Origin of the sequence: Stenotrophomonas maltophilia group sp. Smal32 (genome assembly GCF_030237085.1) — a bacterium.
GTDB lineage: Bacteria > Pseudomonadota > Gammaproteobacteria > Xanthomonadales > Xanthomonadaceae > Stenotrophomonas > Stenotrophomonas maltophilia_Q.
The window spans coordinates 37,035-48,779 of sequence record NZ_JASJSI010000028.1; the positions used below are offsets into that span (position 1 = coordinate 37,035).

Consider the following 11,745-nt stretch of genomic DNA (forward strand, 5'->3'; position numbering starts at 1 on the left):
GGGGCCCCGCCATGATGCCGGGCTTCGCAGGCGATCCAAAGGCCCGCGGCCTCAGATCGCCGGCAGGCCCGTCGCCGCCTTGCACCCCACGCGCCAAATGCACGTTGTTGCACGTTAATGCACGAACATGCAGACTTGCGACATGAGCTCCGATCCCAGCCCCCTCCCCGCCCAGCGCACCCGGCAGATCCTTGAGGAACTGCGCCAGCAGGGCCGCGTGGTGGCCGCCGAACTGGCGCGCCGCTACGCCGTTTCCGAAGATTCGATCCGCCGCGACCTGCGCGAACTCGCCGCCCAGGGCCTGTGCCAGCGCGTCTACGGCGGTGCCGTGCTGCCGCCGCCGAAGGAACGCCCGCTGCGCGAGCGCCTGACCCGCGACCGTGGCGACAAGGCCGAGCTGGCCGCCCGCGTCTGCGCACTGCTGCAGCCCGGCCAGGTGGTGCTGCTTGATGCGGGCTCGACCAACCTGGCCATTGCCCAGCAGCTGCCCGCCGCCCTCGGGCTGACGGTGATCACCAATGCCCCGCAGATCGCCACCGCCGCCAGCCTGCATGAAGGCACCTCCGCGCAGCTGATCGGCGGCCGCCTGGCCGGCGGTGGCGGTGCAGTCGGCGCCGAGGCATTGGCCCAGGTGCAGCGCCTGCGTGCCGACGTGTACCTGCCCGGCCCGTGCGCGGTGGACGGCGACACCGGCGTGTGGGCGATGGATGCCGAGGAAGCTACGCTCAAACGCGCGATGGTGGCCTGCAGCAGCCGCATCATCGTCGCCGCCACCACGGAGAAGCTCGGTGCCCGCGGCCACTGGCAGATCGCCAGCCTGGACGAGATCGACGATCTGGTGCTCACCACATCGGCACCGCCCGCGCTGGCCGCGCGTTTCCACGCCGCCGGCATCGCGGTACACCCCACTCCGCCCTGAGCGCATCTCCAATGTCCCTCGCCAACCGCGCGCGTGCCGAACAGCACGCGACCCGCGCTGCATTCTTCATTCCCGGCTTCGCCACCGCGCTGTGGGCCACGCTGGTGCCGTTCGCCAAGGCACGCACCGACATCAACGACGCCACATTGGGCCTGGTGCTGCTCTGCCTCGGAGCGGGTTCGCTGCTGGCAATGCCCTTGTCCGGCGTGCTGGCCGCGCGCCTGGGCTGCCGCCGGGTGATGGTGGCCAGCAGCCTGCTGATCTGCCTGACCGTTCCCGGCCTGGAATTGGCCAGCTCGGCGTGGGCGCTGGGCCTGGTGTTGTTCGTGTTTGGTGCCGCCGTGGGTGCGATGGACTGCACGATGAACGTACAGGCGGTGATCGTCGAGCGCGAGGCGCGTCGCGTGATGATGTCCGGCTTCCACGCTTTCTTCAGCATCGGCGGCTTCCTCGGCGCGGCCACCATGACCGTGCTGATGTCAGCGCAGCTGCCACCGCTGGCGTCGGTACTGATCGGCGTCGGCGCCATGCTGCTGGTGATGCTGCTGTCAGCGGGGTACTGGCACAGCGAACGCATGCCCCATGACACCCCGATGCTGGCCATGCCCCATGGCATCGTGCTGTTCATTGGCGTACTGGCCTTCGTCGCCTTCCTGGGTGAAGGCGCGATGCTGGACTGGAGCGCGGTGTTCCTCAGTGATGTACGCCGCGTCGATGCCAGCCTGGCGGGCATCGGCTATGTGACCTTCACCCTGACCATGACCGTCGCCCGTCTGTTCGGCGATGCACTGGTCTCGCGCGTGGGACGCCAACGCGCGATCGTGTTCGGTGCACTGCTCGCTGCCAGCGGCGTGCTGGTGCTGACCCTGGTCACGCCGTGGCAGATATCGTTGGCCGGATACGTGCTGGTCGGCCTCGGCTGCGCCAACATCGCGCCGGCGCTGTTCTCGCTGGCCGGCCATCAGAACCGCATGCCCGGTGCGCTGGCGATCACCGCCGTTTCCACGCTGGGCTTTGCCGGCATCCTCGCCGGCCCGGCACTGATCGGCTTTGCCGCCAATCATTTCGGTCTGATTGCTGCGTTCATCGGCGTGGCCATGGCCTTGCTGCTGGTGGCGGTGTCCACCCGTTGGCTGCGGATGTAGTTTGCGACATCAGCGTCGCCGGCGCCGCAGCTTCATCCGCAACCGGCGGTAGCCAATCACTACGGCCGTCGCGCACAACGCCGTACCCGCAACGCTCAACAACAGCAGAACAGCCAATCGGGCGCTATCGAAGCGCAGCATCGCCGGCAGGTCCCAGCTGTGCAGGAAGTAGAACAGCCAGCGCCCGACACGCTCCCGATGTCCCATCGTCAGCAGTGGATCGCCGGTGGCCAGGTCGAGATAGACGCGCGTCGCCTCTGCATCACCGAAGTCCGCCACCGCCACCGGGAAGCGGCGTACGGCTGCACCGTTCATCGCTTCAGGTGAGCGCGGATAGAAGTACGCGTCCGGCGCCTGCTGGACCGCGAATCCCTGCATCGGCGCATCAGACATGGCGCGCACCTTCTGCTGCAGCCAATCCGCAGGCAGTTTCCGCAAGACCTGCAGTTCTCCATCTGCGCTGGACACGATGCGGGTATCACCCCGCCCATCCAGCAACACTGCGAACAGTTCGCCGCCGATGCGCCGCCACTGGACCTCCACTGGCCTGAAGTTCCGGGCACCCGCCGCCGCCAGCAGTGCTGCAGGCTCACCCAGCATTCCATCCACGGCTGCCGCGCCGCCACGATAGCGTTCACTGTCGATCGCCTCGCGCGTGCTGCTGAAGACGCCCAAAGGGTTCATCGACATCAGTCCGCTGAAGATCCAGGTGAACACGAATGCCGCTGCCACCAGCCCGATCAGGTGGTGCCAACGCATCCACGGCTCGACATACGGCGTCTTCGCGCCAGTGCGGTAGTGCCCACGGAAGCGCCAGCGCCACACACCCACCACGATGCCGCTGATTGCCGCCACCGTGCACAACGCTGAAAGCACGATCACCACCCACGTCCACACCGGATCGACCGACTGCATGCGCAGGAAGTACAGCCAGTGCAGCCACGCACCCACGTAATTCCAGCGCTGCTGCACGCGCGGCGCGTCCAGCACCACTTCGCCGGTGTGCGAGGACACATACACATCCCCCGGCTGCGCGCCGCCCACCTCGACCCGGTACAGTGGCCGATGCGCATCCAGCGCGCGCGAATGGGTCCAGCGGTCCTCATCCACGCGCATCGCCCCAACGAAGGCCTGCCCACCGGCGAACTGCGCGGCCGACGCTTCGGCGCGCTGGGCGGAAACCGGCAGCAGCGCCTGGCCGGTCCGTACCGACCACGCACCGACGTTGCTGCCGCTGCGCACTACATACGCCGCTTCACCGCCCACCGTGGTCAGGGCCACGGCTTCCGGTTCGGCCTGTACAGCATCCGGCAGCGCCGACAGTCCTCGCCAATCCCCTGCGTCACCCAGCACCGGCAACGCTGCCAGCCGCTCGCCGGGCGTCAACTTCGGGTAGCCGATGAACAGCATCACCATGCCGCTGATGAACCACAGCAGCATCAACAGGCATCCGCCGATGCCCAGCCAGCGGTGCACCAGATAGGTCCAGCGCTTGGCAGTGGAACGCAACGACATGGCCAGTGCCCTCAGAACCGATGGTCGACGGTGAACTCGACGCGCCGATCCGGTCCCAGCAGCCATTGGGTACTGGTGTAGTACGCCGTGGCGTAGTACGCCTTGTCGAACACATTGAACAGGCGCGCCGACAACCGCGTGCGCGGTGACGCCTGCCAGGTCAGCGCCAGGTCGGTGGTGCTGTAGCCGGGCAGTTCCAGGGTGTTGGCATTGTCGGCGTAGCGCTTGCCGACGTAACGCACGCCTGCGGCCGCGCTCCAGTCGGGCAGGAACTGCCAGCTCACCCACACATTGGCCAGGCGCTCAGCCACGTTCGGCGGCACATTGCCATCGCGCGGGACCAGTACTGCCGGCGAACCGGTGGTTTCCAGGAAGTCCTCGAACCCGGCCTTCAGCACCGTGGCATTGGCATCGAGCGACCACCGCGGCGCGAAGGCCCAGTTCAACGATGCCTCGATGCCGCGCGAGGTCTGCGCGCCCACCTGTACCCGGCGATCCGGCACCAGCGGGTCGCGGCTGAGCAAGCCGGTCTTGCGGATGCGATAGGCCGCCAGGGTCCACTCGCCACCGTCAAACGCCTGCTTCAGGCCCACCTCGACCTGCCGTCCCTTGGCGAGGTCGAAAGCACCGTTGGCCGGGCTGATCATCAGCAGGCCGCTGACCGGGTCCGCCGCCTGCGAGTACTGCGCGTAGAGGCTCAACGTCGGGCGCAGCGCGAACACCGTGCCTGCGCGCCAGCCGGTGCTGCTGTAGGTCTTCGAGAATGCGCTCTGGCCGCTGATCAGATCGGTGCGTTCGATGCGTGCGCGGTCATGGCGCAGCCCACCCAGCACCGACCAACGCTCGCTCAACGTCAGGTGGTCTTCCACGAACAGCGCGTACTGCTCGGCACCATTGCGATAGCGCGGCAGGTTCGGCGCATCGCTGGCGAACTGCCCCGGCACCGGATGGAACGGATCGACCGGGCCGGAGCTGCCGGCGTAGGTGTTGTTGGTGTGCTTGAAGTGCGCACGGTTGGCGTCCAGGCCTACGGCAAAATTGTTCTGCAGCCCCCCCACACTGCCCTGCACGCGCAGCGTCGAGGTCAGGCCGGTCTGGTCCTGGTTGTGGGTGATCTGGGTATTGCCCGAACGATCGATCAACCCGGTTCGCGGGTTGTAGACATAGGCCTCGGCATTGCGCCAGTCGCGCTGGCTGTCGATCTGGTAGACGCGCGTGCGCCATTCCACGTTCGCATTCGGTGTCCACAGCGCATCGAGTTGCGTCCAGCGGTCACGAAAGCGGATGTCACTGTCTTCCACGTTGTAGTTGCGGTGGCGCAGTGCGTCCAACTGTCGGCCATCCACCAGGGGCGTACCGAAGTAGCGCATCGGCTTCTGGTGGCCCTGCGCATGGGTCAGGGTCAGCTTCAGGTCCGTGCGTGGCTGCCACAGCAGTGCGCCGGAGAAGGTGGCATCACTGCTTCGCCCGCGATCAACCCAGCCACCGCTGTAGTTGCCGCTCACGTCCACGCGGTAGGCCAGCTCTGGCGTCAGCGCGCCGCCACTGCCGAAGCCCAGGCGTGCGGTGTCCTCGCTGCCCACGGTCACGCTGATCTCGTTCTCGATGGCACCGCGCGTCGGCTTCTTCGGCACGATGTTGATGACCCCGCCGATGGCACCATCGCCATGGATGACCGAGGCCGGACCCCGCAGCACTTCGATGCGCTCGATGGACCAGGTATCGAACGGGAACGTGATGCCCACGCCGCCGTACTGGCGCAGCCCATCGTACAGGCGCATCACTGAAGCGCCGTCGGTGAAGCCACGGCTGGACAGCGCACTCAGGCCATTGCCCGGGTGCGGCATCGCACTGATCGCACCGGCGCGGCTGATCGCATCGTTGAGGTTGGTGTCGCCGCGCTGTTCCAGCTGCGCGCGCGAAATCACCGTCAGGCTGGCCGGTATCTGCAGCACGCTCAGGCCCAACGCAGAGCCTGCGCTGGCGGTGGATGACAGCTCGCCGCTGCGGGTGTCGATCACGCGTACGGTATCCAGCGTGGTCGGTGGTGCCGCATCGGCGGCAAGTACGGAGGCGCTGTGCAGGAGCAACGCGCACGTCACAGGCAGCGTCGCCCGGCGCAGGCGCGCGGAGTTGGGGTTCGTTTTCATTTGTTCACGGCATGCAAGGCCACCCCGCAGTGGCGGGGCAGCAATCAGAAAGGGACAGACACGCGCGTGCGGGCGCCGGCCGTGGCCGGCAACCTCATGGAAGGCGATCAATGCACTGCGCGTGTGGCTCAGGCAGCCATGAAGGCCGGTGGCCCGCGCGCTCCCAATGTGCCGCTGACCCGCTGTGGCAACGCCTGCACTGCACCCCGCAACGCATGGCATATCGATACCACCGGTGCCAGCAGCAGCAATGCCGCCACCAGCAGGGTGATCAGCCGTGCGGCGATCAGGCAGTAGTCGCAGTCCACGCCCATCTCATGCTCGGCGTGTGGATCGACGGCCGGCTTCGTTGCGGCCTCGCCCTGCTGTATCGCCATCGCGTGGTGCCCGTGATGGCCCTCCATCGCATGCTGCGCATGCTGGGAATGATCCATCGCCGCCATCGGCACAGCCGCTGCAACGTGACCATGCGCCAGCCAGCGGCTCACCAGCGGGGCAAGCAGCACCAGCAGCATGGCCAGCCATGCCAGGGCCTGGAACCGGCGGTGGAGGACAGAACGACGCACCCAGCCATTCTACGGGCCTGCGACCAACCTTGGACCACGTTCAGGGTTGCCCTGCCGCCGGTGCGACGTTATGACGCAGCCTCCAGCGCAGGGGATCGTCCACTGCCCGAGGGGGACGGAAGGCAGCCTGGCCGGCCCCTTCCGTCCCCGCACCGGATGACTAGAACCGCGCCGGCTGCTGCACCGCGCGCTCCAGGAACATGACACCCGCCTGCAGGCTGTTGCGGGCGTTCTCCAACCAGCGCTCCGGATCGGCTACCGCGAATCGCTCCTGTGCATCCACATCACCCGAGTCGGCCAGATCAGCCAGCTGCAGATGGATGTGGTTCTCCACCAGGCTCACCAGCACGGCGAGCTCGGCCGATAAACCGGCGATGCGTTCGGTGAAGCCAGCGTCGTTGCTGTTCAGAGACATGTCCCCTGTTCCTATGCGTTGCGGTGTTGATGGATGGCTTCGAAACGCTCGGCACAGGCAGGCCCACAGAACAGCCTTGCCGGATCGTTGTCGAAGTCTTCGCTGCAGTCCGGGTTGTGGCATTCCCCCATGGGAGTGAGAGGGGCAACGTTGCTGGCCCGCGTTGCGTGCTGGGCCAGGGCGCGTTGCAGGTGGCGCGCTTCCATTTCCTGCGCTTCGTCGATGGTGTCCGTCATGCGGGTTGTATTTTATCGAGGGGTGGTCGCACCGATTGAGAACGTCGCAACGACCGTCAACGACGCGGATTCCGCGGCGGATCGGCGTTCGTGGTTGCAGTGGATTTCAAACATGCAGGCTCCTTGTGCACGGGCGCCCGAAGGCGCGGTGGAGAGAAACGAAGGGCCGTCGCTGACGGCGATCGCATCATCCGAAAACCGGTTCTCGCCAACTGCGACGCATCGGCACGATCACAGCAATCTGCAAACGCCATCGCAGATCCAACGTGTACTGGTCGGCTTGGTCGCGACCGGGGATGAAAGGGGTTGTAAGGTGTTGCAAAAGAAGCCCCATTCCGACACCATGAACGTGTCACCACCACCCATCACGTCCTGACCACGCCGCATCGGTCCGCCGCCGCGTGACCTGCACAAGCCAGGCACTGCACAGCACGTTGGCCGCCATCGGCCGCCGTGGACCGATCCACGTTCCCAGGGGCTCCGTCGAATGCACACACCGCATCCCACGCAGGACATCGTTCCCGCGTTCCTGCAGGCCATGCACGCGCACGGCATCGTGCCGGACGCGCGCGGCCGCGACGCGCTCAACGCCGATGGCACGCTGGTGCGTTTCCATGTGGAAGGCGACCGTCGTGGCACGCGCAACGGGTGGGCCGTGTTGTTTGGAGACCACGTGCCGGCCGGCGAGTTCGGCAGCTGGCGGACCGGCACCCGCCATGCCTGGTGCGCGAAATCGCCGACCGCGTTGAGCGCCGCCGAGCAGCGCGCCATCCGGCAACGCCAGGAAGCGGCCCGCAGCGAGCGCGAACGGCATCAGCGCGAGCGCGAGGACGCCGCCGCCAAGGCCGCCAACGTGCTGTGGAACCGTGCCATTCCCGCCGACGTCCAGCACCCCTATCTGGTACGCAAGGGCATCCACGCACATGGCCTGCGCGTGGCGCCGTGGCCGGTGCGCAACAGCGATGGCCTGGTCTTCCGCCATATCGACAATGCCTTGCTGGTGCCGGTGATGAACAGCGCGGGCCGTATCGTCTCGTTGCAGGCGATCTTTCCCCGCGTGGATCCAGCACTTGGCCGCGACAAGGACTTCCTTTCCGGTGGCCGCAAGCAGGGCTGCTTCCATGTCATCGGCAAGCCGTCCCCTGGCCAACCGATCGCCATTGCAGAGGGCTATGCCACCGCCGCATCCATCCACCAGGCCACGGGCTGGTGCGTAGTGGTGGCCTGGGATGCAGGCAACCTTGGCGCGGTCGCCCGGGCCTGGCGCGGCGCCATGCCGGACGCATCGTTCGTGCTGTGTGCCGACAACGATCAATGGACGCGGCAGCCGCTGGACAACCCGGGCGTCACCCTGGCCACGCAGGCTGCCGCGGACATCGATGCCCGCGTGGCCTGGCCCGAGTTCGCCGCGCTGCATGGCGACGATGACCGTCCTACCGACTTCAACGAGCTGCACCTGCGTGAAGGGCTGGACGCCGTGCGTACCCAGCTGTTGCCTCCCGCACCGCCCGCAGCAGGCGACGACGTGGCGCCGGACGATGCGCCGTCATCGGCCAGCGCGCGTTACCAGGTGCCTGGCAACCTGTCCGCATTCGATGCCTTCACCCCGTTTCCCGACACCAGCGCGCGCGGGCGGCCGTTGCCAACGGCCCGCAACCTGGCCGAGCTGTGCCGTCGTACCGGTGTGACCGTGCGCTACAACGTCATCCGCAAGGACCTGGAAATCCTGGTCCCGGGGCTGCACACGACCGTGGACAACGCCAAGGAAGTCGCGGCGGGCGAAGTGATGGATTGCATGCACCGCGCCGGCATGGCCACCGCCAGCTTCGAGACCAACCTGTGCCAGGTGGCCGAAGCCAATCCCTACAACCCGGTCGCAAGCTGGATCACCTCACGGCCGTGGGATGGCCAGTCCCGCCTGCAGGCGTTCTTCGACACCGTGCAGGAAGCCCAGCCCACGCGCATGGCCGACGGCCGCGTGCTGAAGGAGGTCCTGATGAGGCGCTGGCTGATCTCCGGCGTGGCGGCCGCCTTTGAGCCCGATGGCGTGGTCGCGCGCGGCGTACTGACGTTCGTCTCGAAGCAGAACCTGGGCAAGACGCGCTGGGCACGGCAGCTGGCGCCGGCCGAGCTGCAGCTGATCGCCGATGGCGTGGTGCTCGATCCGGCCAACAAGGACAGCGTCAAGCAGGTCATCTCCAAGTGGATCGTCGAACTGGGCGAGGTCGATGCCACCTTCCGCCGTACCGATATCGCGGCGCTGAAATCATTCATCTCGCGCAGCCATGACGAGATCCGCCGCCCCTACGCGCGCACCGAATCCCGCTACGCACGGCGCACCATCCTGTTTGCCAGTGTCAACGACGAACGCTTCCTGCGCGATGCCACCGGCAACACCCGCTGGTGGACCGTGCACGCCGTGGCGCTGGGCGAACCGGCACGGATCGACATGCAGCAGGTCTGGGCAGAGGCCCATGCGCTGTACTGCAGCGGCGAGACCTGGCACCTGACTGCCGAGGAACTGGATGCGCTGAATGCCACCAACAGCGAACACGAACCCATCTCGCCGATCGCCGAACTGATCGATCGCCATTTCGACTGGTCGCTCCCTGCCGAACACTGGAGCGCGCATTACCGCGCCACCGAGATCGTCATCGCGGTGGGCATCGACAAGCCCAACCGTCGCGAGGTGAACGAGGCCGCCGCCTACGTGGTCAAACGCCATGGCGTACGCACCCGCGTGGTGGGCAAGGAGCGGGCCAAGGTCTGGCTGATGCCAGAGCGCAGACGCACTCTCGCCGAGCATGCGGCAGGCCCGTTCTAGATGCCACGCCTGCATGATGGTCGCGACGTTGACAGCAGCAGCGACGACTGGCGCCTGCACTGCGAAGCACGCCGCCTGCTGCAACTGGACGGCTACCGGCGCATGGGCAACGACGGGCGCTGGACGGCGGTCAGTCCGCGCAGACATCGCCAGCAGTATCTCGAGGGTGTCCTGGCCGCACGCGGCGCGGTTGAGCGTGAGCGCCTGGCCGTGGCGGCATTGCGACTGTGGATCGCACGCCAGCCAGATCGACCAGGTCATGATGCAAGTAGATGAAAGGTGTTGCCTTGAGCCGTCTGCAAAGGCAAGATGCCTGTATCGGCCCGCCACCTTCAAGGAGCGCTTCCGCCATGCCCCGTCCCCGACTGCATGCCTTCGAAGGTGAGCAGCTGACCGTGCAGCAGATCCACCAGCGGGTACCCGTGCTGTCCGAGCGGACCATCCGCGACCACCTTGCGGCCGGCCGCCGTACGCGCACTGCCATGTTGTGTTTTGACCCGATAGCGGCCGCGTCCCGGGGGGGGGCGCATCACCCAGCGCATCCTGCGCGCACGCAGCCTCGCCGGTCGTGATTCCTGACCCGCCAGCACCTGCAGCATTCTTCCAGGAGTAGATTCCGCATGATTCCCGCCTCCCTCGACAGCGGTCATCGCATGATTGCCGACACACTGGCCGCGTTCCGTGCCGGCCCTGCACTGGGCAGCATCGCCCTGCGGCCGGCGCCGCACGCACGTGTACCGCTCTACATCGGCATCGCCGGCAGCAAGCGCTCGGGCAAGGACACACTCGCCAATGGGCTGGCATCGGCGTTGGCGCTGCCACGCGACAGCTTCGCGGCCCCATTGCGCCAGTTCGTCGCCTCCCTCCTCGGGCTCTCCCTGCATGAACTGGACCGCCGCAAGGAGGACGCCATCGATTGGCTGGCCGAACTCACCCCGCGCCAGCTGATGCAGACCGCCGGTACCGAATGGGGACGTGACCGCGTCCATCCCGAACTGTGGGTACGCTCGCTGTTCGCACGCCTGCCCGAGGGCGGGCTGGTACCCGACGTCCGATTCGCCAATGAGGCGCGCGCGATCCGGCGCCGCGGTGGTGTCGTGATCCGCGTCAACCGCCCGGGCCATTGCAGCAATGACCCTCATGCCAGCGAGCAGCCGCTGCCGCATGAACTGGTCGATATCGAAGTCGACAACGACGGCACCCCGGCCGATCTGGTCCGCAGATCGCTGGACCAGCTGCTGTCGCGCGGCCTGATCTGAGCCGGAATCGGGGTCGGCTGTGCGGCCCCGTCCGCTGAACCCACCGCAGGCCACGACCCATCATCGGCGAAAATGATGTAAGGTCATCCCCCATCACCGACGGCACCTGTCGTCACCCTGCATCCCCAACCCATTTCGCAAAGAGGAAACGCCATGGAGGTCGAACAGTTCACGTCGACGCGCCTGAAGGCCATCGAGTTGTTCAAGTCCCAGCCCAAGGGCAGCAAGGACAACGTGAGCCTGGATGCGATCTTCATCTCGCTGTGCACGCTGGCCACTGCCCAGGCCGATGCTGGCAGCACCCGGCAGTCGCGCACCGTGGCCCGCCCGGGCAGCCAGCAGCCGCCTGCGCCATGGTTCGTCGAAACCCTCGCGGCCCTGAAGGGCAAGGGCGAGTCGATCACCGTTGCGCGCTTCCTGATGTTCGCCAACCGCTTCCCGGTCAAGCGCATGGACCAGGTCAACGCGGCACGCTGGCTGCGCGACGCCGGGTACATCCCCCGCAAGACCGGCGGCAACCTGGTATTCGATCTTTGATCCAGCGCCTCCTGCAGTCCTGAAGCCCCGGCATCGTCCGGGGCTTTTTTTTGGTTCTTCTCCCATCTGAGGGGAGAGGCTCACGGCCGACCCGCTAGATTGTGGTTGTCGAGACTACAAACTGGGGCCGGCCGTGGCCAAGCTGGATTGTATGCCGTTGCTGGGATGCTGGGCGGGAT

At 66.9% G+C, this 11,745-nt stretch carries 12 protein-coding genes; 7 read left to right on the forward strand and 5 right to left on the reverse strand.

Going from position 1 to position 11,745, the window contains the following annotated elements:
• Positions 1-142: 142 nt before the first annotated feature.
• Entirely contained in the window at positions 143-919 is a 777-nt protein-coding gene (locus QRO91_RS09240; protein WP_049430146.1) for a DeoR/GlpR family DNA-binding transcription regulator, read from the forward strand.
• A gap of 11 nt (positions 920-930) precedes the next feature.
• Positions 931-2,064, forward strand: coding sequence for an MFS transporter (locus QRO91_RS09245; protein ID WP_049430147.1), 1,134 nt, complete (start codon positions 931-933; stop codon positions 2,062-2,064).
• 9 nt (positions 2,065-2,073) lie between these two features.
• Here QRO91_RS09245 and QRO91_RS09250 read toward each other — a convergent pair whose 3' ends face one another.
• From QRO91_RS09250 to QRO91_RS09270, 5 genes are all read right to left on the reverse strand, one after another.
• Positions 2,074-3,579 carry a PepSY-associated TM helix domain-containing protein gene (locus QRO91_RS09250; protein WP_049430148.1) on the reverse strand — a complete coding sequence of 502 codons (1,506 nt, stop codon included), beginning with the start codon at positions 3,577-3,579 and terminating at the stop codon, positions 2,074-2,076.
• An 11-nt stretch (positions 3,580-3,590) separates the two neighbouring features.
• A complete protein-coding gene (locus tag QRO91_RS09255; protein ID WP_197619837.1) occupies positions 3,591-5,729 on the reverse strand; it encodes a TonB-dependent siderophore receptor in 2,139 nt (712 codons plus the stop codon).
• A 128-nt stretch (positions 5,730-5,857) separates the two neighbouring features.
• The gene (locus tag QRO91_RS09260; protein ID WP_049430150.1) at positions 5,858-6,244 is read right to left on the reverse strand and encodes a DUF2946 family protein; all 387 of its coding nucleotides are present in this window, start codon (positions 6,242-6,244) and stop codon (positions 5,858-5,860) included.
• 211 nt (positions 6,245-6,455) lie between these two features.
• Complete coding sequence (locus tag QRO91_RS09265; protein WP_005408345.1) at positions 6,456-6,710, reverse strand: hypothetical protein; 255 nt, start codon at positions 6,708-6,710, stop codon at positions 6,456-6,458.
• Between the two features lie 11 nt (positions 6,711-6,721).
• Positions 6,722-6,946 (reverse strand): hypothetical protein, encoded by a 225-nt coding sequence (locus QRO91_RS09270; protein WP_005408344.1) that lies wholly within the window; start codon positions 6,944-6,946, stop codon positions 6,722-6,724.
• On the opposite strand from QRO91_RS09270, the gene QRO91_RS09275 reads away from it, so the two are divergent.
• The 5 genes from QRO91_RS09275 to QRO91_RS09295 all read left to right on the forward strand — a co-directional run bounded on the left by QRO91_RS09275 (position 6,945) and on the right by QRO91_RS09295 (position 11,566).
• A complete protein-coding gene (locus QRO91_RS09275) occupies positions 6,945-7,322 on the forward strand; it encodes a hypothetical protein (RefSeq protein WP_152906593.1) in 378 nt (125 codons plus the stop codon). The genes QRO91_RS09270 and QRO91_RS09275 overlap by 2 nt on opposite strands.
• Positions 7,323-7,433: 111 nt before the next feature.
• Positions 7,434-9,770 (forward strand): VapE domain-containing protein, encoded by a 2,337-nt coding sequence (locus QRO91_RS09280; protein ID WP_049430151.1) that lies wholly within the window; start codon positions 7,434-7,436, stop codon positions 9,768-9,770.
• A complete protein-coding gene (locus QRO91_RS09285; RefSeq protein WP_049430152.1) occupies positions 9,771-10,046 on the forward strand; it encodes a hypothetical protein in 276 nt (91 codons plus the stop codon). It begins immediately after the preceding gene.
• Positions 10,047-10,390: 344 nt separating this feature from the next.
• Positions 10,391-11,029: a hypothetical protein gene (locus tag QRO91_RS09290; protein ID WP_049430154.1), complete on the forward strand. Its 639-nt coding sequence runs from the start codon at positions 10,391-10,393 to the stop codon at positions 11,027-11,029.
• Between the two features lie 153 nt (positions 11,030-11,182).
• Positions 11,183-11,566 (forward strand): hypothetical protein, encoded by a 384-nt coding sequence (locus tag QRO91_RS09295; protein WP_049430156.1) that lies wholly within the window; start codon positions 11,183-11,185, stop codon positions 11,564-11,566.
• Positions 11,567-11,745 lie beyond the last annotated feature (179 nt).